At 40.6% G+C, this 24,083-nt stretch carries 27 protein-coding genes; 17 read left to right on the top strand and 10 right to left on the bottom strand.

The genetic code is table 11. From position 1 onward, the window contains the following. The first annotated feature begins 4 nt into the window (after window positions 1-4). The 6 genes from RYX56_RS18880 to RYX56_RS18905 all read left to right on the top strand — a co-directional run bounded on the left by RYX56_RS18880 (window position 5) and on the right by RYX56_RS18905 (window position 4,739). Window positions 5-160 (top strand): hypothetical protein, encoded by a 156-nt coding sequence (locus RYX56_RS18880; protein WP_317123599.1) that lies wholly within the window; start codon window positions 5-7, stop codon window positions 158-160. Between the two features lie 193 nt (window positions 161-353). After that, complete coding sequence (locus RYX56_RS18885; RefSeq protein WP_317123600.1) at window positions 354-668, top strand: AbrB/MazE/SpoVT family DNA-binding domain-containing protein; 315 nt, start codon at window positions 354-356, stop codon at window positions 666-668. 126 nt (window positions 669-794) lie between these two features. Continuing rightward, window positions 795-2,345 carry a multicopper oxidase family protein gene (locus RYX56_RS18890; protein WP_317123601.1) on the top strand — a complete coding sequence of 517 codons (1,551 nt, stop codon included), beginning with the start codon at window positions 795-797 and terminating at the stop codon, window positions 2,343-2,345. 421 nt (window positions 2,346-2,766) lie between these two features. Continuing rightward, window positions 2,767-3,150 (top strand): GntR family transcriptional regulator, encoded by a 384-nt coding sequence (locus RYX56_RS18895; RefSeq protein WP_317123657.1) that lies wholly within the window; start codon window positions 2,767-2,769, stop codon window positions 3,148-3,150. Next, complete coding sequence (locus RYX56_RS18900) at window positions 3,140-4,033, top strand: ATP-binding cassette domain-containing protein (RefSeq protein ID WP_317123602.1); 894 nt, start codon at window positions 3,140-3,142, stop codon at window positions 4,031-4,033. Before RYX56_RS18895 ends, RYX56_RS18900 begins: the two co-directional genes overlap by 11 nt. Continuing rightward, window positions 4,017-4,739 carry a hypothetical protein gene (locus RYX56_RS18905; protein WP_317123603.1) on the top strand — a complete coding sequence of 241 codons (723 nt, stop codon included), beginning with the start codon at window positions 4,017-4,019 and terminating at the stop codon, window positions 4,737-4,739. Before RYX56_RS18900 ends, RYX56_RS18905 begins: the two co-directional genes overlap by 17 nt. A gap of 125 nt (window positions 4,740-4,864) precedes the next feature. Here the strand turns inward: RYX56_RS18905 and RYX56_RS18910 are convergent, their stop codons facing one another. Beyond that, on the bottom strand, window positions 4,865-5,722 hold the full coding sequence (locus RYX56_RS18910) for a manganese catalase family protein (RefSeq protein ID WP_317123604.1): 858 nt from the start codon (window positions 5,720-5,722) through the stop codon (window positions 4,865-4,867). A gap of 139 nt (window positions 5,723-5,861) precedes the next feature. Between RYX56_RS18910 and RYX56_RS18915 the strand changes: the two genes are divergently transcribed. The 8 genes from RYX56_RS18915 to RYX56_RS18950 all read left to right on the top strand — a co-directional run bounded on the left by RYX56_RS18915 (window position 5,862) and on the right by RYX56_RS18950 (window position 14,399). Beyond that, window positions 5,862-6,500, top strand: a complete 639-nt coding sequence (locus RYX56_RS18915) for an O-methyltransferase (RefSeq protein WP_317123605.1) — start codon at window positions 5,862-5,864, stop codon at window positions 6,498-6,500. An 80-nt stretch (window positions 6,501-6,580) separates the two neighbouring features. After that, window positions 6,581-7,096 carry a GNAT family N-acetyltransferase gene (locus RYX56_RS18920; protein ID WP_317123606.1) on the top strand — a complete coding sequence of 172 codons (516 nt, stop codon included), beginning with the start codon at window positions 6,581-6,583 and terminating at the stop codon, window positions 7,094-7,096. Between the two features lie 15 nt (window positions 7,097-7,111). Beyond that, the gene (locus RYX56_RS18925; protein ID WP_317123607.1) at window positions 7,112-7,615 is read left to right on the top strand and encodes a GNAT family N-acetyltransferase; all 504 of its coding nucleotides are present in this window, start codon (window positions 7,112-7,114) and stop codon (window positions 7,613-7,615) included. 186 nt (window positions 7,616-7,801) lie between these two features. Continuing rightward, entirely contained in the window at window positions 7,802-9,400 is a 1,599-nt protein-coding gene (dcuS, locus tag RYX56_RS18930; protein ID WP_317123608.1) for a DcuS/MalK family sensor histidine kinase, read from the top strand. Next, the gene (locus RYX56_RS18935; protein ID WP_317123609.1) at window positions 9,393-10,100 is read left to right on the top strand and encodes a response regulator; all 708 of its coding nucleotides are present in this window, start codon (window positions 9,393-9,395) and stop codon (window positions 10,098-10,100) included. Before dcuS ends, RYX56_RS18935 begins: the two co-directional genes overlap by 8 nt. Window positions 10,101-10,230: 130 nt before the next feature. Beyond that, window positions 10,231-11,421: an NAD(P)-dependent malic enzyme gene (locus tag RYX56_RS18940; RefSeq protein WP_317123610.1), complete on the top strand. Its 1,191-nt coding sequence runs from the start codon at window positions 10,231-10,233 to the stop codon at window positions 11,419-11,421. A gap of 31 nt (window positions 11,422-11,452) precedes the next feature. Continuing rightward, entirely contained in the window at window positions 11,453-12,784 is a 1,332-nt protein-coding gene (locus RYX56_RS18945; RefSeq protein ID WP_317123611.1) for a 2-hydroxycarboxylate transporter family protein, read from the top strand. Between the two features lie 262 nt (window positions 12,785-13,046). Further along, a complete protein-coding gene (locus RYX56_RS18950; RefSeq protein ID WP_317123612.1) occupies window positions 13,047-14,399 on the top strand; it encodes an amidohydrolase family protein in 1,353 nt (450 codons plus the stop codon). A 255-nt stretch (window positions 14,400-14,654) separates the two neighbouring features. Here the strand turns inward: RYX56_RS18950 and RYX56_RS18955 are convergent, their stop codons facing one another. The 7 genes from RYX56_RS18955 to RYX56_RS18985 all read right to left on the bottom strand — a co-directional run bounded on the left by RYX56_RS18955 (window position 14,655) and on the right by RYX56_RS18985 (window position 20,948). Next, window positions 14,655-15,662 carry a FecCD family ABC transporter permease gene (locus RYX56_RS18955; protein ID WP_317123613.1) on the bottom strand — a complete coding sequence of 336 codons (1,008 nt, stop codon included), beginning with the start codon at window positions 15,660-15,662 and terminating at the stop codon, window positions 14,655-14,657. Then, window positions 15,659-16,648 carry a FecCD family ABC transporter permease gene (locus RYX56_RS18960; protein WP_317123658.1) on the bottom strand — a complete coding sequence of 330 codons (990 nt, stop codon included), beginning with the start codon at window positions 16,646-16,648 and terminating at the stop codon, window positions 15,659-15,661. Before RYX56_RS18960 ends, RYX56_RS18955 begins: the two co-directional genes overlap by 4 nt. An 82-nt stretch (window positions 16,649-16,730) precedes the next feature. After that, the gene (locus tag RYX56_RS18965; protein ID WP_317123614.1) at window positions 16,731-17,651 is read right to left on the bottom strand and encodes an iron-hydroxamate ABC transporter substrate-binding protein; all 921 of its coding nucleotides are present in this window, start codon (window positions 17,649-17,651) and stop codon (window positions 16,731-16,733) included. Beyond that, the gene (locus RYX56_RS18970) at window positions 17,599-18,447 is read right to left on the bottom strand and encodes an ABC transporter ATP-binding protein (protein WP_317123615.1); all 849 of its coding nucleotides are present in this window, start codon (window positions 18,445-18,447) and stop codon (window positions 17,599-17,601) included. Before RYX56_RS18970 ends, RYX56_RS18965 begins: the two co-directional genes overlap by 53 nt. A 242-nt stretch (window positions 18,448-18,689) precedes the next feature. Next, the gene (locus RYX56_RS18975) at window positions 18,690-20,048 is read right to left on the bottom strand and encodes a sodium-dependent transporter (RefSeq protein ID WP_317123616.1); all 1,359 of its coding nucleotides are present in this window, start codon (window positions 20,046-20,048) and stop codon (window positions 18,690-18,692) included. Window positions 20,049-20,233: 185 nt separating this feature from the next. After that, on the bottom strand, window positions 20,234-20,428 hold the full coding sequence (locus tag RYX56_RS18980) for a helix-turn-helix transcriptional regulator (RefSeq protein ID WP_317123659.1): 195 nt from the start codon (window positions 20,426-20,428) through the stop codon (window positions 20,234-20,236). Between the two features lie 4 nt (window positions 20,429-20,432). After that, window positions 20,433-20,948 (bottom strand): DUF6773 family protein, encoded by a 516-nt coding sequence (locus tag RYX56_RS18985; RefSeq protein ID WP_317123617.1) that lies wholly within the window; start codon window positions 20,946-20,948, stop codon window positions 20,433-20,435. 218 nt (window positions 20,949-21,166) lie between these two features. On the opposite strand from RYX56_RS18985, the gene RYX56_RS25840 reads away from it, so the two are divergent. Further along, the gene (locus tag RYX56_RS25840) at window positions 21,167-21,304 is read left to right on the top strand and encodes a hypothetical protein (RefSeq protein WP_369293554.1); all 138 of its coding nucleotides are present in this window, start codon (window positions 21,167-21,169) and stop codon (window positions 21,302-21,304) included. A gap of 342 nt (window positions 21,305-21,646) precedes the next feature. On the opposite strand, the gene RYX56_RS18990 is transcribed toward RYX56_RS25840, so the two are convergent. Then, window positions 21,647-21,904 carry a hypothetical protein gene (locus tag RYX56_RS18990; RefSeq protein WP_317123618.1) on the bottom strand — a complete coding sequence of 86 codons (258 nt, stop codon included), beginning with the start codon at window positions 21,902-21,904 and terminating at the stop codon, window positions 21,647-21,649. Window positions 21,905-22,101: 197 nt separating this feature from the next. Here RYX56_RS18990 and RYX56_RS18995 point away from each other — a divergent pair, with 197 nt between their 5' ends. Further along, entirely contained in the window at window positions 22,102-22,491 is a 390-nt protein-coding gene (locus RYX56_RS18995) for a YndM family protein (RefSeq protein ID WP_317123619.1), read from the top strand. Between the two features lie 575 nt (window positions 22,492-23,066). On the opposite strand, the gene RYX56_RS19000 is transcribed toward RYX56_RS18995, so the two are convergent. After that, complete coding sequence (locus RYX56_RS19000) at window positions 23,067-23,363, bottom strand: hypothetical protein (protein WP_317123620.1); 297 nt, start codon at window positions 23,361-23,363, stop codon at window positions 23,067-23,069. Window positions 23,364-23,748: 385 nt separating this feature from the next. On the opposite strand from RYX56_RS19000, the gene RYX56_RS19005 reads away from it, so the two are divergent. After that, a complete protein-coding gene (locus RYX56_RS19005; protein ID WP_317123621.1) occupies window positions 23,749-24,078 on the top strand; it encodes a hypothetical protein in 330 nt (109 codons plus the stop codon). Window positions 24,079-24,083: the final 5 nt, after the last annotated feature.

The raw sequence follows: 24,083 nt of genomic DNA on the forward strand, positions 1-24,083 counted from the left end.
TATTATGAGCAGTAAAAGAAACTGGGCGTTAGTGGGTGTTGTCTATGTGGCGCTTGTTATGGTGGGATATGGTTTTATCACCGGGGAAGACCCGTTTGAGAGAGGGGATCTGCACGATGATCATCCGCAAACAGAGACTGAACACGGAGAACATTCATGATCTTAATCTCATGAAAGCAATACATGGCCAGTGTATAATTGGATACAAATCAATAATGTCTAGTAGCTGTGGTCTGAATAAGACCCAGCTACTTTTTTTTGCTGTTTTTTAAGAGGCATTCCTTTCTTCATACTTTCTAAATATTTACCCTTTATACTTGATCATTATATTAATATATGAGGTGTAATAATTGATGCAAATAGATACCAACTTATTTTGTAAGCTTAATAGCAGACAGGATATCACTCTTCCAAACTCAATAAGAAGTAAATTACTTATCTTACCTGGAATGATTGTAACGATTCGCTTATTGCCAGGAACCAATGATATAAAAATCCAACAAGACTCAGTCTCTACATTCGATAATAAAATGGTTGTTAGTGAAAATGGATCGATTCGTATACCTTCAGAGATCATTAAACGAGCACGGATACGTAAAGGAGATCGGTTTCATATCTTTATTGCAGAAAATGATGAATCGTTACTACTAAAGAAAGTGAATGTTTAGATGCTGCATATAGTGCTTTTGTATCTAATTCCACTCTCCTTTTGATCTTCATACTTTCTAAATATTTTTCGTTTATATTGATTTTGTAAGAGACCGAAAAACCATTTGTAAAAGGGGTAATGAAAAATGGGTAGAAAGCTTACTGTAACCGGGTTGGCGGCAGCTTTAGCAATCGTCATTGCAGGCTGCTCCAATGAGTCTGTTGATCATTCGACAATGGGCCATGAAGAACCGCAAGAAGAAAAGGAACAAACCATTCAAGCAGAAGTAAATGAGGATGGAGAGAAGGTCTTCGATCTTAGGGTAGAAGAAACCCATTGGATGTTCAATGATGAAGTGATGGATGATGCATGGACATACAATGGAAGCTTACCTGGTGAAGAGATAAGAGTGCAAGAAGGAGACAAAGTACTTGTAAATGTAGAAAATGCATTGGATGAACCAACGGCTCTGCATCTTCATGGGTTCCCGGTTCCAAATGAAATGGACGGGGTGCCTGGCATTACGCAAAATGCTATTATGCCTGGTGAAACATTCACTTATGAATATCAAGCAGACATCCCCGGAACCTATTGGTATCACTCACATCAAGATGGTGCTAGACAAGTGGATAAGGGGCTCTATGGGGTTTTTATTGTAGAACCGAATGACGGGGAAACGTACGATGTTGATGAAGTCGTTGTAATTGATGAATGGTCTTCTATGGGAATGGGAGATATGAATCACGGAAGCATGGACCACGGGAGTATGGACCATGGAAAGATGAATAATGAAGAAATGGACCATGGAGGTATGAATGATGGTGGTATGACTCATGCAGAAATGATGAATCAAATGTATGATACGCCTTTAATTAATGGGAAAACGGCACCTCAAATTGAAGCTGTTCAAGTTGAGGAAGGTGATAAAGTTAAACTCCGCTTTGTAAACGCGGGACTCTTTACACAAGTCGTTTCTATACCTGACCATTCATTTAAAATAACTCACTATGATGGTCAGCCTGTAAATGAACCAGAGACTATTAACGATACATCATTTCGGATTGCTCCTGCTGAACGTTATGACATTGAAATAGAAATGGAAAATCCTGGCGCGTGGGGAATTCAAATTTTTGCAGAAGAGAATCAAAAAAGATTAGAAGCAATCGTTCCGGTTATTTATGAGGGATATGAAGAGCGTGATCTACAGAGCTCTGAAACAAGTACTTCCTTCTTTGATATGACCTCGTACGGGGAATCAAAAGAGGTGGATTATGGTACGGTTACAAAAGAGTACGATATGATCCTTGGAACGAATGACAACGGTGAAACCTTCACGATTAATGATAAGCAATTCCCGGATCATGAAAGCTATGAAGTGGAAGAGGGGGACGTTGTGAAGTTAACGATTGTAAATGATACAGACGTAGATCACCCTATGCATTTACATGGTGAATTTTTCAGTGTGATGTCAAAAGATGGCTCTCCAATTTCTGGCTCGCCTATCGTTAAAGATACGTTAAACGTAAGACCAGGGGAAGAGTATGAAATTGTATTTGAAGCGAAAAATCCTGGGATCTGGATGTTCCATTGTCATGAATTTCATCATGCAAATGCAGGAATGATGGCAGAAGTGCGATACAAAGGATATGAACCTGATTTCACTCTAGACCCGAGTGTTCCAAATAAACCTGAATAAGCTTGTAAGAGTCACCCGAATAACGGGCCTGATGCCGCTTTCTGATAGGGTCTGTTGTGCTTATAATCAACCTGTTCTTCCATTTAGTTGTAGATTGTCTGCAAACTTATGCTTTACAAGGAGTTATTATGAGTGATTTAACGATATTATTAGGGTTAAGCAACTTGTTTTAAGCGGTCAGAGAGTAAGTTAATAAAAAAGAGGAATTCCAGTTATAGGAATTCCTCTTTTTTATTTATAGGCTATTTTAAATACCTTAATAGTGATGATGTAAGCACTCTTCTGCATGCTCCTTGCAGTGACATAAGTGTAAAAAATATTGACATATTTAAAACAGAGCACATATACTTATATATATAACTATATAACCATATAACGAAGAGGGATTCGCAACCAATTCCAGATAGAAAGGCGGTGGTGTCTGTTGACTCAATTTCATGATAAGAAGCCCATTTTTTTACAGGTTAAAGAAAAAATCGAAGACCAAATTTTTAAAGAACAACTAAAAGAGCATGAACAAATTCCGTCAACTACGCAAATGGTCCAATTTTATAAAGTGAATCATATTACGGTATCCAAAGGGATTAATTTGTTAGTGGAAGAAGGCATTGTATACAAGAAGCGAGGTGTAGGGATGTTTGTAGCTGAGGGAGCAAAAGAAAAGCTAGTTCAAATTCGAAAGGGAGTCTTTGCGAATCATTATGTCTCACCAATGCTGATAGAAGCAGAGAGATTAGGCTTATCAGAGAATGACATCACAACCATTATGAGGGAATTAAAGGAGCGTGATCATTTTGAATTTTGATGTGGAAGTAACAAACGTCTCGATGAACTATAAAGACTTTGAGGTGCTTAAAGATCTTTCTTTTTCACTTGAACAAGGATTAATCTATGGACTAATTGGTCGAAATGGAGCTGGTAAAACGACCTTGCTTTCCTTATTGTCCTCATTTATGGAACCTTCATCAGGTACGATAAAAATAGGAGGAGAAGACCCGTTTGAAAATCGTAAAATCATGGCAAATGTGAGTTATATTTATGAAACAGATTACAGTTATGAGTATGAAAAGGTAAAGGATTATTTTGATTTTTCTGAGCGTTATCGACCTAACTTTGATCGTCAATATGCAATGGAATTAGCGACACGTTTCAAGCTTCCACTAGATAAACCAATTCATAAATTTTCTAATGGAATGCAATCTGCATTAAATGTCACACTCGGACTCGCCAGTCGCTCGATGGTAACCATTTTTGATGAAGCGTATCTTAGTATGGATTCCCCAACAAGGGAAGTGTTTTATAAAGAAGTGCTGGAAGAGCAAGCCAGATATCCAAGAATCATGATTCTATCTACGCACCTGGTATCTGAAATGGAATATTTATTTGACCATGTCCTAGTGTTGGATAGTGGATACTTGTTAATAGATGAACCATATGACAAGATCATTAGCCGGGGTGCCTCCATTACCGGTGATTCTAGTCAAGTCGATGAGTTTGTGAAAGGAAAGAATCAACTAAGTACACAACAACTTGGAGGCACAAAATCGGTGATGACTTATGGTGAGATCAGTGAGAGCGAGTACAATCTAGCGGAGAAGCTAGATCTAGAAATTGGTCCTGTTTCTCTCCATGAATTATTTATCCATTTAACGAATAAGGAGGAGGGCGATCATGAGAGCAAACGATAATCCGTCAAAATTATCTTTAGATTTATTTTACATTCAAATGAAGTGGTCTCTTTGGTACATTCCGATCACCTTTATCATTTACCTCATTATTGTACAGTTTGTTCCTGAGGTAGAAGAAATGGGTTTAAGCTTTATCTCATTTTTTTATGAACCATCTAAAATTTATATGCTCGTTATCGGGATCATCTCTTGTTTTGCCTTTTTAGGTTACTTTGTAAGAAACGGTCTCACTCGTAAAGATTATTTTATAGGTTCAGCAATCGCCGCTACTGGAGTAGCATTTAGCTTGATGATGATTTCAGCCATTTTAACAGGTATTCTATTGTGGATTGGAACCTTTACAGCATATTCTCCGTTAAATGGCCATGTTGCTTTTCTTGATACGAATTCATTTTGGATAGCGCCTGTTGTTTCACTGAGTTTGATTATATTATGCTACTATATTGGTGGCTGGATTATTGCTGTAGGGTTCTATCGATTCGGAGGCTGGGGTGGTTTCGGGTTCATTTTGATCGCGATTTTCTATATGTCTATAGCCGATTTGTTATGGACAGGAGAAATCACCCACCCATTAGCAAACTATCTTAATATGTCAATGCCAAACATGTCATTAGGTGCATCGATTTTTGGCACATTGATTTTAATTGGAATTGGCTTATTGCTTATTCGTAAAGTAACGAAACGAGTAACGATTAAGTTGGAATAGAAAAAAATGAATTTAATAGAAGTTAATTTGTAAAATCGGCACCGGGAGATGAGTGCCGATTTTTATATTATGAGTCCATTTGAATCCATAATAAAACGCGCTTAAAAAATAAGGGCGTAATCAAATTAATTATTAAGATCATTAAGACCTGGGGCATGCTCATTAGGCATATCAGGCATTTCTGGAACTGGATACCCTTTTGGCGGGGCTGTGACTGATAATTCGCCCCCATTTCTACTTGGAGTGGTACCTTGGAAGATCTCCCCCATACGTGTATCATCTAAGCGGAAGTTGAATTGTGCATTATGGAAGCCCATCTCTACATACTTACGGCATTCAGGGTATTTATTTAGATCATAATTGGGAATCGGAAATAGTTTACCCCAATCGACACCTAGTGTTTCTAATGCCTTTGCAAACGCGTTCTGATGGGCATTATCTCTCACAATTAAGAAAGCAATGGTTTCTCTTAGTGTTTTATTATTGCTCATTTCGTAAATTCTTGACTTCTGAAGAACACCGGTAGACTCAAGTACGACATTGTTTAGGAGATTGGCGACTAAATTTCCATGGTCATAAACCCACGAACCATTCCACGGGTTACCGCCTGCATCAACCGGTAGTGAAGACTTAGCTCCCATAATATAATGATGTGGATTTGCGCCAGCTTGGATGACATCATCTAATGGAGCACCATCAGAGGCCTGATTGCCGGGCATATCACCACCAGATTCATTTAAAAGTTGATTAATGGTCGATTGAACGAGTTCAACATGACTGAGTTCTTCTAAAAATACCCCTCTAATAAGGTCGCGATATTGTTTCGCTTTTCCTCTGAAATTGGCGCTTTGGAAAGAGAACTGCATCAACGTTCTCATTTCGCCAAATTGACCGCCAAGAGCTTCTTGTAGCACCTTAGCAGCATGAGGATCTGGCTTATCTGGTACAATCATATTAATTAAGTCTTCTCTGTAAAAATACATCTAAGTCACCCGCCTTTTTATTAATCCTCTATAGCATGCCAAAAAAGAGGAGAGGTATTCTGGGAAGGACTTGCTAAAGGATTTATAGAATCAATAGACGTAATGCATCTAATTTGCGAACAGAAAGGAATGAACATCCATGAAACAAATAAACGAATACATAGATTCAGTCTTTCATAAACAAGATCAACTTATGGAGGAAGTGATTTCTTCGATTAAGGAAAATGGGATGCCTTCGATTTCCGTATCGCCTTCTTCTGGAAAGTTTCTCAGCATGCTGATCTCACTTTCTGGGGCGAAGGATGTCCTTGAGATTGGAGCTCTTGGGGGCTATAGCGGCATATGGATCGCGAGAGGCTTCGGGAGTGAAGGGAAATTAACCTCCCTTGAATTAGAGGAAAGTTATGCAAAGTTGGCACACAGCAACCTAACAAAAGATGGCTTTGGTGATCGGGTTTCTTATTTGACTGGGCCAGCATTAGAAAGTCTTAAAAAGCTTCATGGTGATCAGCAGACATTCGATTTCTTCTTTATTGATGCTGATAAAGAAAACTATGGAAATTACCTTGAGTATTGCATTAAGCTGGCAAATCCCGATGCAATCATCGTTGCAGATAATGTTCTTGCGGGTGGTAGTGTAGCTGACGAGGCCGCTAAACCTAGACAGTATACTGAGTTTATGAAGCAATTTAATGTCACGGTAGCGAATCACCCTCAATTGGAATCCATTCTCGTTCCAATCGGCGATGGCATGACGGTGACACGGGTAAAAAAATAAACAGACATTTAAACGAAGATCCCGATGGTATAGACAAAGGGATCTTTTGTTTACATTTATCGGCAGGGGGACAAAAAATAATGATCAGAATAGAAACAGAAAGGTTGATCATAAGGCCGTTTACAGAAGATGATATTCCTGCTCTTTATACGATCTTCTCTGATTCTGAAACGATGCACTATTACCCAGCGCCATTTAGCTATGAAAAAGTAGAAGATTGGGTGAAAAGAAATCAACTGAGATATCAAGAGGATGGTTTTGGGTTGTGGGCCGTTTGCTTGAAAGGGCATAACGAGCTAATAGGAGACTGCGGGCTTGTTTCCCAAGTGGTAGACGGGATAAGGGAAGTCGAAATTGGTTACCACATTCATAAAACCCATTGGTCAAAAGGATACGCTACAGAAGCAGCTAAGGCCTGCAGAGACTACGGTTTTCATCAATTAAATATCAATAAATTAATGAGTATAATTGATCCTAGGAATGAACCGTCGATTCGGGTGGCTGAGAAAATTGGTTTTACGAAAGAAAAAGACGTGTTCATCTTTCATAAGAATCATGAGATCTACTCAACTTTAAAAGATGAACGATACAAATAGAAGGGTGAAGGTCCTATGGAGACGAATCTAGTGATTAAAAAAATGCTCCCTGAAGATTGGGAACACGTAAAATCAATTTATTTGGAGGGGATTGCGCGTGGACATGCTACTTTTCAACAAGATGCCCCTTCCTTTGAAGAGTGGGATTGTAGTCATGATACAGAGGGTCGCCTAGTTGCTCGTTTAAATGAAGTCGTAGTAGGATGGGCGGCACTGAGCCCTGTTTCAAGCCGTTGTGTGTATGCCGGTGTGGCGGAAGTGAGTGTATATGTTGGCGAATACCATGAAGGCAAAGGGGTGGGCCGATTCTTGCTGGAGTCCTTAATTGAACGGAGTGAGCAGAATGGGTTTTGGACCTTACAATCTGGCATTTTTCCAGAAAATAAAGCAAGCCTTGCTATACATAAAAAATGTGGGTTTAAAGAAGTGGGCCGGCTTGAACGGATCGGCAAAATGAACGGTGTATGGCGTGATACGATTTTGTTAGAAAGACGCAGTCAGGTAGTAGGACTCATGTAGTCATTTCCAATGTAGGAAAAAAAGGTACGTGACTAGGCAAACAATAGAAACTCATTTATAAGGTTTCTATGTCAAAAACAGTAGTAGAACGTACAGGTGATCAAAAAATTTTTTATCGAATCTTTCTAAAAAAAGAAACAACCGTTACAATATCAACTAATGATAGTTTGGAAAGAAGGATTCATAATGGTCATGAAAAAATTAAAGCTTCGTACTGTGATCTTACTGCTCGTTTGCACGGTGGTTTTGTTATCCTTGTTCATAACTGACCTCCTAGTCTCAAGGTCGATCAATGAGAACAGTATGCGGTATGAAGAAGAAAAGGCACTTACTACAGCGCGGATTGTCGCTGATTCTGACATTGTTCAGAACGGCTTACTAAATGAAGAGGCCGATGTGGTGCAGGAATACGCCAACGGGGTTCAGGAGTCAGCTGATGTGCTGTTTGTAGTCGTATTAGACATGAATGGCATCAGGTACTCACACCCTAACGCGGAGCTCATCGGCGAACCATTCGAAGGCGGCGATGAAGCTGATGTATTTTTAAATCAAGAGTACAGTTCCATCTCAGAAGGGACATTAACGACCTCCCTCAGATCCTTTACACCAGTCTTGAACGAAGCTGGGGAACAAATTGGAGCAGTGGTCGTTGGAATTTCGCTTGAGCATATCCAGCGGATCATTGACCAGAATCACAAAAATATCTTATTTGGATCGCTGCTTGGATTGATTGCAGGATTAATAGGAGCCTTATTTATTGCGAGGTACATAAAGAAGACATTATTTGGACTTGAACCAGAGCAGATCGCAAGTATATTAGGCGAACGAGATGCGATGTTGCAATCAGTCCATGAGGGAATCATTGCTGTTGATCAAAAGGGCGAAATAACCCTTGTGAATAAATCAGCTAGAAAGTTATTAAAGAAGGCAGGACTATTTGAAGAACCGATTGGTAAAGAGATTGCTGCATTCCTTCCGATGACAGGGCTTGAACGGGTTTTAAAGACCGGCAAAGCGGAGCTTGGTGATGAGCTGACGATTAATGAAATGACTTTTATTGTGAATCGTGCTCCGCTGATGGTTGAATCTAACGTTGTTGGAGCAATCTCAACCTTGCGTGATAAAACGGAAGTGAAGGAGCTTGCGCAGCAATTAACAGGAGTGAAACTATACGTCGAAGCACTACGTTCGCAATCGCACGAGGTGAAAAATAATCTCCATGTTATCTTAGGGATGTTGCGGATTGGAGCGTATGATCAATTAAAGGAATTCATCCTAAAATTAGTCGACCACAAAGATCATGAAATCAGTCAAATTCAACATGTGCAAGATCCAGTCTTATCAGGTTTTCTTTTAGGTAAACTAAGCTATGCAAAGGAATGTGGTGTGACTTTAACGATTAAGAGTGATACACCTATACGCAAACCAGCTAAAGCAGAAACCATTCATGAGGTCATTACAATCCTTGGTAATGTCATCAATAATTCGATCGAAGCTGTTGAGGGTTCCCCATTTAAAAAAGTAGAAGTAAACCTTTCGATACAAAGAGACACATTGCAAATGAAGGTGAAGGATACGGGGCCGGGGATTGAAACTGAGCAACTTAAAGAAATATTCAGCAAAGGCTATTCAACAAAAGGAGATGGCCGCGGTTACGGTTTAGCTAATGTGAAAGAAAGCATAGATGAGCTCTCAGGTCACTTGACGATTGATACGGTCGTAGGGGCAGGAACCACGATCATGATTGACATACCTTATCAAACAGAGGAGAATGACGGTGATTAACGTACTTATTCTAGACGATGATCCAATGGTAGCAGCATTTAATAAACAATATTTGCAGGAAGTTAAGGGGTTTCACCTTATCGGTCTGGCAAAATCATTTGATGAAGCGAAGCGTCTTTTAGAGGAAAATGAAGTGCAGTTGTTGCTTCTTGATATTTATATGGCTGGGAAAAACGGACTTGATTTGCTGCAATATATACGTAAAGAGACAGAGTATGATGTCGATGTCATCCTCGTGACCGCCGCTGATGATGTAGATAGTATTCAAACGGCATTGAGATACGGGGCAGTGGATTACATTATAAAACCATTTGAATTTGAACGGTTTAATAAAGCGCTGACCACCTACCGCGAAAAACACAGCATCCTCAGTGCTCAGCAGTCATTACAACAAGAGGAGTTGGATGCAAGAATTCTTCATCAAAATGAGAAGAAGCATATGTCTCTTCCAAAAGGGCTAACGCCTAATACATTGCAGGTAATTGTAGCTGCAATCATTGAAAAAGAAAGTGAATCATTTACAACCGATGAAATTGCAGAAGCCGTTCAAATCTCACGTGTTTCGGTGAGAAAGTATATTAAGTATTTAAAAGAGATCGGAGCCCTCGCTGAAAGAATGACTTACGGGGCGATTGGGAGACCTTTTTATGTGTATGTAAACAGAAATTTAACGAAATCGACCTTTCAAGATTTAGTGTAAGCAGCCTTTGTGGCTGCTTTTTTTAATTACAAAAGGTTACTTATCTTTCATAAACTATTCGACTTAATGGGATCCGTATAGACTTAGGTTTAAGATCATTGAAACCGATTACACCAAGGAGGAATACTTCATGACTGAAAGCAATCTTCGTGATAGAGCGATTCGATTACATAGAGAAAATAACGGAAAAATTGAAATGGTGAGCAAAGTAGACATTCTTACTGAATCTGACCTAAGTCTTGTTTATACACCAGGAGTAGGCGATGTGTGTAAGGAAATTGAGAAAAACCCTCAAGAACTGAATTCACTCACATCAAGGGGAAATTCAGTAGCCGTTGTCACAGATGGAACCGCTGTCTTAGGGCTTGGTGATATCGGACCCGGAGCAGCGATGCCTGTAATGGAGGGCAAAAGCATGTTGTTTAAAAAGTTTGCAGGTATTAATGCCATCCCTATTTGTTTAGATACAAAAGAGGTCGAGGAAATTATCGCTATTGTGAAAGCGCTCCAACCGACTTTTGCCGGAATTAATTTAGAGGACATCTCCGCACCGCGCTGTTTTGAGATTGAAAAACGATTAAAAGAAGAGTTGGATATCCCTGTTTTTCATGATGATCAACACGGGACAGCCATTGTTGTGTTAGCAGGGCTTTTGAACAGTTTAAAAGTGGTTAAAAAGCATATGAACAATGTCAAAGTAGTCATAAACGGAGCAGGAGCAGCAGGGATCTCCGTTGCAAAGTTACTACTTGAAGCAGGCTTTCGTGATTTGACCCTTGTCAGCTTAGAAGGGGTTGTTTGTGAGGGAGAGTCATGGCTGAATCCAAGTCAAAAAGAAATGGCGGACGTAACGAACAAACGCCATGTTAAGGGAAGTTTAAGAGATGTAATCGCAGGAGCAGATGTGTTTATTGGTGTGTCAGGACCGGCTGCCCTAAAAGCAGAAGAAGTCGAAATGATGGCAGAGAACCCTATTATCTTTGCGATGGCAAATCCAATTCCAGAAATATATCCAGAAGAGGCTCTTCGTGCAGGAGCAACAGTGATCGGCACAGGCCGTTCTGATTATCCAAATCAAATTAACAATCTATTAGCATTTCCAGGGATCTTTAGAGGAGCTATTGATTCAGGAGCAGCAGATATTACGATTGAAATGAAGATTGCTGCAGCCTACGCGATTGCTAAAGTCATTCCAGAAAGAGAGCTCGCTGCAGATTATGTGATCCCGCATGCACTCAATCAAGAAGTGGCAAAAGTGGTTGCAAGAGCGGTAGAAGATGAAGCACTTAAAACGAATAAAAAGGTTATGCAAACTAGCTAAAAGGTGAGCAGAGTAGAGAGGAGTTTAGGAGATGGGAGAATCAGCTAAGAACCTTCAATCAAGGGAATTGTCGACCAACGAACTGAAAGTGTATGAGAAAAAAAGAAAAGCACAAACGACGGTTATGGGGCTGCCCCTGTTTTGGTTTTCAATCTTTTTAGCTATTACACTGGTAACGGTCTATACAGGAAATCTACCAGCTGGCATGATTGGCAGTCTGCTGGTGATGGTCGTCTTAGGGGAAGCGCTTGGGTGGCTGGGTGATCGTCTACCGATTATTAAGTCTTACTTAGGCGGAGGAGCGATTGTTGCTATTTTCGGCTCAGCTTACATGGTGTATGCGGGGTTATTGCCTGAGAGTGTGATAACTGGTGTAGACGAGTTTATGACAACCGGTGGATTTCTTGATTTCTATATTGCTGCCTTAATCACAGGTAGTATACTAGGAATGAATTCAAAAGTATTAATGAAGATTGGTGTACGTTACTTTGTGCCGATTTTTGGTGCAGTGATCGGTGCGATGTTGATTGCCGGTATCGTAGGATTTCTCATTGGCTTTTCCGTTCAAGATGCAGTCTTAGTCATTGCTCTGCCGATCTTAGGAGGAGGTATGGGGGCTGGTGCGATTCCGATGGCGCAAGTCTATTCAGAGTTTTTAGGAAATCCCCCGAGCTATTATATTTCGATCCTTGTACCAGCATTAGCGCTAGGAAATGTATTCGCGATTATTTTTGCAAGCTTATTAAACTCACTTGGAAATAAAATGCCGTCCTTATCTGGGAATGGCCAGTTGATTCCAGGTTTTAAAATCGAGGAAAAGAAATCTAGCTTTGATATTTCTAAAATGGGCATAGGTCTCCTAGCTGCTCTATTATTCTTTGCTTGTGGACATCTTCTAGGAGCGTTTATACCGCTTCACCCTTATGCATTGATGATCATTTTAGTCGCATTAGTGAAAATACTAGATCTTATACCTGAAGCGGTAGTAGAAGGAGCAAGCCAGTGGTATCAATTTGTCGCAAAAACATGGACACTTGCTTTGTTATTTGGAATCGGTGTAGCTTTCACTGATCTTAATTCAGTCTTATCCGCATTAAGCATGCAGTATATCTTACTTGTTGCTGGGGTTGTCTTCGGTGCTGTTTTAGGTGCAGCATTACTTGGACGTTTAGTTGGATTTTATCCGATCGAGTCAGCGATATCAGCAGGTCTTTGTATGGCAAATATGGGCGGAACCGGGGATGTCGCCGTTCTATCTGCAGCTAAACGAATGCAATTAATGCCTTTTGCACAAATAGCTTCAAGACTTGGTGGAGCACTCATTCTTCTCTTAGCCGGGTTGATTATTCCACTGCTCGTCTAATAGTATCTAGTAAGTTTAAGAAATTTCATAGAAGGCTTGCCTGAACTTTTTCAGGCAAGCCTATTTTATTTACACAATACTGTTTTAGCCGATGGATGACATCTGCTTGAACATAAAGCTGATTGCATGAGGGGGGCTATTTCTCATACATGATCGCTATGGTGAGATGACTCATATAAACACATTAATACCATTTCCATGTTTGGATAGGAATGGAAGAAGGTATTGAGAAAGGTTAGGATCTTTAGAAGGGGTGATGGATATGAGGAAACTCTTTAAAGGTGGTACCGTTCTCACTTTAGATAAGAAACTCGGAAACTTTGAAAAAGCGGATATTCTGATCGAAGGATCAATTATTGTTGATGTGAAGCCTACGATAGAGGCAGAGGATTGTGAAGTCATTGATGCAACGGGTATGATCGTGATGCCAGGGTTGGTTGATTCGCACAGACATACATGGGAGTCGATTATTCGCAATATTGGGGCAGATTGGTCATTACAAACCTACCTCAGTAAAATCTATTATGGAGGATATGGATCCTTACGCCGTCCACAAGATGATTATATTGCTAATTTGGTAGGCGCACTGGAAGCTTTAGATGCCGGAGTCACAACGATGCTCGATTGGTCGATGATTATCTCACCTGATCATACAGAAGAGATGATTAGAGGCTTGGATGATGCTGGGATCAGGGCCGTTTTTGCGCACGGTTGTCCTGGTGATACCGAGTATTGGAATGCAGAAAGTACGATTGATAATGCCGATGATGCACGCAAGATCAAGGAGAGACATTTTTCATCCCGTGATCAACTGTTAACGATGGGCCTAGCCATTAGAGGACCAGAGTTTAGCGCGTGGGAGACAAGTGTCAAGGAGATCAAGTTAGCCCGTGAATTAGATGCTGTATGTAGCATGCATCTTGGATTTGGGACATGGGGCTCCACTGCTCGTTCGATTGAAAGGTTAAATGAAGCCAATTTATTAGGCCGCGACTTAAATTTCGTTCATGCGAATGCAGTCAGTCCAGAGGAAATGAGGCTATTAGCCGAAAAAGGCGGCAGTGTCTCGGTCACTCCTGAAGTGGAAATGATGATGGGGCATGGCTACCCAGCAACAGGATTGGTACTTGAAAATGGCGTGAGGCCAGCACTAGGGGTCGATGTGGTCACCTCTACAGGAGGAGACCTATTTGCCCAATTGAAATTTACGCTACAAGCGGAGCGAGCAAGAGTCAATCAACAGCAACTAGACAAAGGAGTCATGCCTGGACCAGACCTTCACCTCTTAGCTCAGGATGTGCTAGAGTTTGCGACAATAGAAGGGGCTAGGGCTCTTATGCTTGAAGATAAAGTCGGCACATTAACGCCAGGAAAACAAGCCGATCTCATCATGGTCCGCACAACCGATTTGAATACCTTCCCTATTAATGACCCTATTGGTACAGTGGTTCAATGTACAAATCCAGCCAATGTTGATTCCGTTTATGTAGCAGGTAAGGCTGTCAAAAAAGAGGGGAAACTGCTTAATGTAGACTTAGAAAGCCTGAAAAAGCGTGCGAATGAAGCACGGGATCACCTTTTAAAAGAATACAGCGAGCTTGTTCATCAACAATAAGAAGAAGAGGCTGGGACAAAAGTGATTTAACTAAATGAAAATCCGAATAGTGATAGATGTGGACATAAGCCGTTCCTGAAATAGACTTCGCTTTCCGCAGGAAGCCGGAGAGCCTCCTCGTGCAATGGCACTACGGGATTTCACCTTTGGCTTTATCATCCTGCAGGAGCCTACGTCTATTTCATCCACTCATTCATCGCTTTATTCGGGATCCCAGTTAACTACTTTTGTTATGTCCCAACCTCTTTGTTTGCTTTATTTCTTCATTAATAAATACATAAAGTAAGGTGCACCAATCAAGGCCACCATAATCCCTGTTGGAATCCCATTAGGTTCGACTAAGTTTCGTCCGACCGTATCCGCAACTATTAATAGCCATCCGCCAAGCAGGACGGCTACTGGAATAAAGAGCTGGTTGCGAGGTCCTACAAGGGCTTTTGCGATATGGGGAGCCATTAATCCGATGAACGCAATCCCGCCCGTAACCGAAACCGCAGATGAGGCAAGCGCGACAGCCGTTAAAAGAAGAACAAAGCGTTCACGCTCCAATCGAATACCAACACCAATGGCAGCTGGTTCGCCAAGCCCCATGATGTTCAGCCGGTTTGCTTTATAAAGAGTAAACGGGATTAACACAACCAGCCAAGGGAGAATCGCCCAAATAAACGGCCAGTCGGCACCCCATACATTTCCTGCAAGCCACCTCGCAATAAAATCGACTTTAAATGGATCAACAGATGAAATGAGCAAGATCATTACACCTGATAAAGCCATCGAAAATCCAACCCCCGTTAAGACTAAGCGCACAGGCTCAAGCCCAGTCTTTCGGTTATACGAGAATAGGTAAATCGCAATCGCTGTGAGTAGGGCTGCGACAAAAGCAACGACCGGTAGTAAGAAGACAAAGCTGCCATCACTTACTGGGAAAAATAAATAAAAGACGGCCACCCCAACCCCTGCACCCGAGTTGATCCCGATGATACCAGGATCAGCCAAATCATTTCGCGTGATCCCTTGTAAGATCGCACCTGATAGAGCAAGGGCCATTCCAGCGAGCAAGGTGATGATGATCCTTGGCAACCGGACGGAAAACAAAATAAATTCCTCTTTAAATTCGCCTTGACCAATTAAGGTAGGGAGGATGCGGTCATACGGGAGAGGGGAAGGACCGATTCCGGCACCAATCACAAAGGTTCCCACAATCAGAGCGGATAAGATCGCGATAATGAGTCGTTGTTTTCGAATAAGACTAGGATGAATCATACAAATGCCTTCCCTTCTTTTCGTACAATAAAGAGGAAAAATGGTAGTCCGATAATCGCCACGATAGCTGCTACTGGCGTTTCATAGGGCGCACTGATCGTTCTGCCGACTAGGTCTGCAAGTAACATAAATCCAGCACCGAAGATCACGGACATCGGCAACACATAGCGATAATCGGTCCCAACGACCGTACGCACGATGTGGGGGATCATTAAGCCAATGAACGCCATATTTCCAACAAGAGCAACGGCGGCCCCTGCTAGCACAATGATGACTAGAAACAGCATCACTTTAATTTTCGTTGTATGCTGACCAAGCCCGACTGCAACTTCTTCACTTAAGCTGAGGATCGTAAGTTGTTTTGATAAGAAGATCGCAATGAGAATTCCTACTACTATGAAGGGGATGACAATTTGAAGCTGACCCCAAGAGGTACCAATCAATCCACCAGCGGTCCACATTGAAATGTCCTTAGAAATTTTAAAGAAAATGCCAATCCCTTCAGCAATCGCTGTTAAAAAGGCAGTGACGGCAGCACCAGCTAAGACAATTCGAAAAGGAGAGAAGCCACCTTTTCGAGCAGCCCCAATACTCAGTACCATTACCGTACCAACAGCGGCTCCGATAAAACAGGCAACCATCAATCCAAAGTAGTTCGCAGCAGGAATAAAGGCAAGCGTAATCGCAAGTGCGAGGTTGGCGCCAGCTGTAATGCCAAGTAGTCCTGGATCAGCTAACGGATTTCGTGTCAATCCTTGAATGATGGCACCCGATACGGCAAGGGCTGCTCCAACAAAAATAGCAGCAGCCGCACGTGGGAAGCGGATCTCACGCAGCATCGAAAGTTGATCTCCGGTTGCACTCGTCACGAGTGCCGCCCATACTTCACGCACGGTTACTTCAGCCGCACCAAAGACCATCGACATAAAAAAGAGCGCGACTAAGCCCACTGTTGCAAGGAGAAACAGGGATAATTTAGATGTCATTAATCGATTTGTATGTATCATGGCTCTCATCTCTTCTTATATAAAGTAATAGGAGGAATCTACGAAGATTCCTCCCAATGGATTAGTTGCTACCTAGAAAACTCTCTGTGAAAAAGTCTAATTGGAAGTCTAGCGTGATCGGATCATTGTAATAAAACTCAGATGCATTCGCTGTGAAGACACGCTCATTCGCTACAGCAGGAATGTTCTTGTATGTTTCTGTTTCTTGATAAGCCGTATCGACCCCATCAGAGCTAACGATCATATAATCCCCTGCGTATTCTGGTAATACTTCAACTGATAGTGCGTAGTAGCCTTCATTTAACGCCATTTCTTTCACTTTCTCAGGCATCTCAAGCTTCATTTCTTGATAAAGAATTTCTGTTCCACGGCCCCAGTTATCGCCAAATACATAAAGCTGTTTATCAAAGTTCTCCATGACGGTGACCGTTGCATCTTCCCCAATTTTTTCTTTTACTTCTACGCCAGCAGCTTGTGCACGCTCTTTAAAATCATCGACCCAAGCTTGTGCTTCTTCTTCTTTATTTAACAACTTACCGATTTCAACATGCTGTGATAGGTAATCCAATTCACCATACGTATACGTAACCGTCGGGGCAATTTCACCTAATTTATCAAGGTTATTGCTTGTTGGAGCAGCAATGATTAAGTCTGGATCAAGCTCGATGATTTTCTCTAAGCTCTCATCTGTTACTTCCTCAGCATCTTCAATATAAGGCGCGTAACGCTCGTTCATTTTGGCCCAAGAATCGACACCGACAAGATTCACATCGAGTGCCATAACACTTCCTGCATTAAAAGCGGCTAAAACAACGACACGCTGAGGGTCAGCTGGGACTTCAATCGGGCCATTTTCTGATTCATACGTAAACGTTTCTGCTTGTTCTTCCTCTGCTGTTGCTGTTTTCTCTGAGTTATTGCCACAAGCACTAATAACTAGCACTAAGAGCATAAGGAACGGAATGATGACTGTTTTTTTCATGGTTGGTTTCTCCTTTGATTAAGTTATATGTGACACACATTGGTTTATTGGTGATAGGATCTCGGCCGATGAGGGCATCAATGCCGAACACCTTTTGCAATACGTCATTTCGAATCACTTCTTCACATGAACCTGATTGAACGATCTCACCATCTTTTAGGGCAATGATATGATCAGCAAAACGAGCAGCTTGATTCAAGTCATGAAGCACCATCACGATCGTCCGACCTTGTTCTTTGTTTAATTGTTGCAAAAGCTCAAGGACTTCTAGCTGATGCGCCATATCGAGATAAGTCGTCGGCTCATCCAGAAAAATGATCTCGGTGTCTTGAGCCAGAGCCATCGCAATCCAAACGCGTTGACGTTGACCACCGGATAAGGCATCGACCGAACGATACTTATAGTCAATCGTTCCTGTGACGGTTAGAGCCCAATCAATTTTCTCAATATCTTTTTTTGTTAGTCGACCAAATCCTTTTTGATAAGGGAAGCGACCATATGAGACAAGCTCGGCAACGGTTAAACCGCTTGCACTCTCAGGCGTTTGCGGCAACGTAGCCATTTGTTTGGCAAGCTCCTTCGTATTTTTCGTGAAAATACTTTCGCCATCTAAAATGACGTTACCAGATTGTGAGGAGATCACCCTCGTAATCGCTTTTAACAACGTCGATTTTCCGCAGCCGTTCGGGCCAATAATCGTTGTGATCTTCTTATCAGGAATCTCTGTAGTCAAGTTTTTCACAATCAATTTCTCACCGTAACCAATACTCAAATCATCTGTATATAAGCGGTTCATTGTATGTATCCTCCAATCCCTCCGTCTAACTGAAAACAATTATCAATATCATTTATGAGTATTACTATAAAACCAACTGAGAAAGCTGTCAATTGTTTTTTGTGAGTAGAGTAGGAGAGGATGATTGAAAGGGAGAGTGCTCATGCGTAGAATCTGAAAGGGATTAATACATGCAAGTTTGTGTCGTGGGAAACGAAAAAGAGAATGCAGTAGCTGCATTCTCTTTAGTCATTATTCCTTCGTTATCTCCAAAATGAAAACAGCCCAATAGCATCAAGAAATACGATGATGATCGCAAATGGTGTTACATATTTTAAAAGGAAATACCAAGCGATAAATAGCTTAGACCCCACTGAAGAACCTTGTTTTAATTCATTAAATAGTGTCGTTTTAGACATTTTAAGTGGAACAAACAATGAGATTAATAGGGCCCCTAAAGGCATTAAGATATTACTCGCTAATTGATCAGCTGCATCAAAGAAGGTCCGGCCGAAGATCTCTACATCTGCCATCACTCCAAATGATAAACAAGCAGGAATGCCGCATATAAATGCTGATAGTCCTATTATCCAGCTTGCTTTTACGCGTTTGGTCGAATCTTTTTTCACTCGTGATGCAACGATGATTTCTAGTAGTGAAAATGCCGACGTAAGTGCTGCGAACAAAAATAACACAAGAAAGGCGATTAATAAAAATTGCCCAAATAGCATCTGTTCAAAAATTGCTGGAAGGACGACAAAAATTAATTGCGGACCTTCACTCGGTTCAAGACCAAATGTAAACACTCCAGGAAAAATAATTAACCCAGCTAAAAGAGCAACAAAAATGTTCATGATCCCAATTGAACCAGCTGCGAGCGGCAAACTTTGCGTTTTTGGCACGTAGGAACTGTACGTAACCATAATCGAGATCCCAAGTGATAAAGCAAATAAAGCCTGTCCGAGTGCAAATAAGATCGTCTCTGATGTGATGCTTGATAGATCAGGCATCAATAAGAATTGTACACCCTCCATCGCTCCCTCTAGGGTAAGAGATCGGATGGCGATAATGATTAGCAGGATAAATAATGCAGGCATCATCAGTTTACTTGCTCGCTCAATTCCTTTTTGAATTCCTTTAGATACAACTAGTACTGTAAATAAGATAAATAGTAATTGTGCAGCCAATGTCGCATATGGATTGGCAATACTATTTCCTAATTGAACCCCAAGTTGATCAACACTTAAACCAGATAGTTGCCCTGTTATGGCGTTGGCTAAATAGATCAAAATCCAGCCACCAACTACGCTATAAAACGTAAGAATAATAAAGCATGTGATGACACCAATCCAGCCTGTTGCTACCCATGTTGATTTTGGAGCTAGCTCTTTGTATGTTGATATGGCATCTTTTCCGGTATGACGACCAAGGATGAATTCACCTATTAAAAGCGGCAAGCCAATTAACAGAGTAAACAAAATAAATAATAAGAAAAAGGCGCCTCCACCACTCGTTCCCGCTACATAAGGGAATTTCCAAATCGCTCCAAGACCGATTGCTGTACCTGCCGTCGCATAAATAAATCCTATCTTAGACGACCATTGTTCGTTTTGCGTTTCCAACCCTTTCAACTCCTACTTCTTTACTTTACTGTTTTAAAATAAAAAAATTTTCAACCTACTTATAGTAACAAAGCCACACTGCCAGAACAACCGGAAATTTCTTACCATTCTAACTATTATTTATAGAAGAAAGAGCGACTACCATATTCAGTAATCGCTCGTTGTGTATTCTTATGATTAATGTCTTATTCTTTCCAAAACAATTCATCTAATGTTTTATCTAATGTCTTACAGATAGCAAGGCATAAATTTAACGTAGGGTTGTATTTCCCAGCTTCAATAAGACCAATTGTTTGTCTTGTGACGCCCACTTTTTTAGCCAAGTCTTCCTGGGAAAGGTCATGTTCAATACGAGCCATTTTTAATTTTATATTTTTCATCCCATCACTTGCCTTCATCTTCATCTAATTGCTGTTGATTGATTTGATCACTCTTCTTTTTGGCAGCCGTATGAGTTACCCATATAAATAAAATAAAAAAAGGAGCGTAGATAATTAGGGAAACACCAAATACGAGAGCAAAATAATTAATGGCTTGCTGGGTGCCCTCTGCATAGTTGATGGCACTGTTCGTTGCGAAAATGAGCGCAAAGATAACACCAAAAGCAAGACCACCATAGAAATTCTTCTTGCTTCTTTTCATTTTACTATGGGTATCATGTAATTCTACTTCATCCGAATAGATCCCGAGTGTCGTAGCTCTGACTAAATAATAGATAGAGGCACCAAGCAGAATGAGAAATTCAGTTAATACGACTTGCATAGTTACTTCGATTGTCATAAATTTTACCACGACTGAGACTAACGCGATCAGCATCACAAGATGATAAATTTCTCGGTAAATCTTATTTTGCATATTCGTCACACGTTCATCGACAGGCTTCTTCTTCCATAACGCCAACTCAAACACCTCCAGAATTTGTATATTGTTTATTGTACAATATATTTTATATTATGCAATATATAATTAACATTGTGACGAATATATTTTACAAAATTAATATTAAAGCTTTTTAGAACAAGATGCTCAATCAGGCATGCGTCAGCAAAAGGAAAAAATCAAGCTGAGGTGAGCGGACAAAGTGAAATAGCAGCGGTGGTATTTACCCGAACAAATTTATGCCTGATTCGAACAAGGTAGCGAATAATTCAACGAAACTCAGTGATAATTCAACGAAACTCAGTGATAATTCGACGAAACTTAGCAATAATTCGGCAAATGGAGCAAGATATTGGAAAATGTTGAAGGCCTCATGATTGGGTGGCCTTGTATGAAGTTATGAAATTATTAAAACTGCAATTAGTACATTATTAATGATAAAAAAAGCGAACAGTGTCTGGCACTGTTCGCTTTTCTACCAATATGAAGTAAGGTTTCGGTAATCAACCCTAACGTCATGCTTGCAACAAAATCAAAAAATGTCATTTGTGAAATTTATTTTTTTCCTAATATTCTACAAAGAGTGTAGACGATGATGAAGGTTATTACACAACGAATCATCATTTCTGTAAAAGACAGAGGAGTTCACCTCTATTATGTATAGAAGGACACTTTTTCCAAAGAGGGGAAAACGCCAGTAATAGGCGTCTTCCTATTTTTTATTGATTAGTACGGTTGTTGTTTTGGTGCTTCTTGTTTTGTCCAGTCATTTTGTTTACTGCATTTTTTGTTCCGTCAACAGCACTCATTGCAATGTTTTCTGTTGCTTCTAAAGCATTATGCATGGTCTCAAATGCAGAACCTGCTGTGTTCTTAATGCTTTGAGCGACATTATGATTTTGCTGCTGGTTGTGGTTGTTTTGTTGTTGATTTTGATTTTGATTTTGGTTTTGGTTTTGGTTTTGTTGGTTAGCCATGATGATCTCACCTCCTGCTATCTATAGGATGTGAAATTTGGTGGTTGTTTATCCCATGTTAAGGTTTAATGCTAACGAGATGATTTCCATTTTCCATAATGGACCATTTGTTGAACCAATTTATATTAAAATGTTTTAATATTCTTCTCTCAGTGTAAAGAACAATAAGCCAAAAAAAATACAAGGAGGAGATAAAGATGGAACATGTCAAAACGTTACTCATCAAAGGAGTAGCAACACTAGTCCTTTTATACTTGGTACTTGGTCTAGGGCTTGGAATGGCGTTTGAATATGTCCTGTTCATTACCCTTGTGTTAGGTATAGGATCTTATATAGCAGGGGATTTAATCATTCTGCCTAAAACGAATAATAAGATTGCCACCGCATCAGACGGGGGATTGGCATTTGTTGTTATTTGGCTAATGGGTATAGCATATGGTTATTCAATTGGAGCCATGGCCATAACAGCTCTTGTCGCCGCTGCTGTTATGGGTGTATTTGAATTTTTCTTCCATTCCTATATTGCCAAGAAAGAAATAGGGAGGAACGGTTCAGGAAGTCCAAAATGGAAGACGGAAATTGAATAGAGCTATTAAGTATCAGAGTAATAAATCTCTGATGCTTTTTTGTATGATGTTATCGCAATAACAAATACAATTATGAAGTGGGAGATAAAGTTCCCATTAGTAGAAGAAGAGGTCTACAATATTCTTCAAATGGGAAAAAAAGAGATGATTTAAGGAAATTAAGTGGTGAACCAAGCTGTTGTAGGCAGACAGCTTGTTTTTTTATGTGAAATGGTAGTAGTGGGGCATTTATTCGAACATGTTTATTGATGATTCGGAAAAGGTAGCGGTTAATTCGTTCAAGTTTGCAATTAATTCGAGCAAATGGAGTAATATATTAGAAAATGTGTTAATTGAAATTTGATATGACTAAGAAAGCATTTGAAGTGAAAGGGTTGAGATTATTAAAATGGGTGATACGTTAATGGCCTTATTTTAAGCTGTTTGAAATGTTGAAAAGCCCCTCTTTCTCAAGAGTGGCTTCGCAATCGTTAGTATATGAAACAAACGAGGAGGGATGGTAGTTAGAAAAGGTCAGTTAGCCTCTTGATTGGAACCAACTAGACCCGGCCAGCTACACCATTCTCAGGTGACGATTATACCTCTACTGCAACGATATCGTCACAACAGATTTTAATAATCCTCACTTTATCTCTTCTCTCACAGCGCTTGTGATGATGGTCTTTATGATCATGACACTCAGCTCTTGCTAGAAAAACTAAATCTCCACGAGTATCAATAAACTCGCCAAATACAATCCCGCCACCTTTTAGATACACCTTTACTTCTTCACCACGTGAGATATCTTTAAAAAAGGTATCGCAATTGCACCCATTTTTATCTCGTCCATAACCATAAGAATCCGAATATCGACAACAGTTATTGTTCCACATTGTTTTTTCCTCCTTTTATTTGGAAAGTCACTTACACGATTACTATATGTAAGAAAAGATACTCTGCTTGGGTGCATGCCAGTCATTCATAGAATCCCTCGTAATTTTCCACTGCTGCCCCTCTAAAGATTGTGCTAAGCCATGGAAGCTGGCTTTATTTTGATGATTCCAGCTAAATGGTTGGATAAAGGCTCAACTAAAATCTTTTTCAATCCCACCCATTTCTCCAAAACGACCCCCTCCACATCCATCAAAATCTCATTTTGCTCTAGGACAAAACGTCTTTTTGACCTCTTTGCACCTCTTCATTTTGCCTTTTTACTAAGATGCTCTTTCTTGGACTGTGCGGTACGCTATGGCTATCAAATGAGAGGAGGCAAGCATCATGAAGGCGCATTTCCACACAGAAGACTCGTTTCAAAAAGCCGTGCAGCTCCATCTAGCATTTTCTTCAAATCAGTTCACAAAGAGTGAGCGCATCGCACTGGATCAATTGATTCGCTCAAGCAGCAAAAATCATGGTGTATCGGATGAGAGAATTTGTAAAATGGTGCAATCCACGCATAACCGAAAAGGAGGGATTTCCAGATCGACCTTTGAACGCATGCTAAGGAAAGCTCAGAAGCTAGCCATCATTGAGATCCATCACACGATTCGAAAAGAAGGAGGTAATGGACATAGCATCTATCGCTTCCAACCGTTCGATAGGGACTGAATGCT

Source organism: Alkalihalophilus lindianensis (genome assembly GCF_032843265.1).
GTDB lineage: Bacteria > Bacillota > Bacilli > Bacillales > Bacillaceae_D > Alkalihalophilus > Alkalihalophilus lindianensis.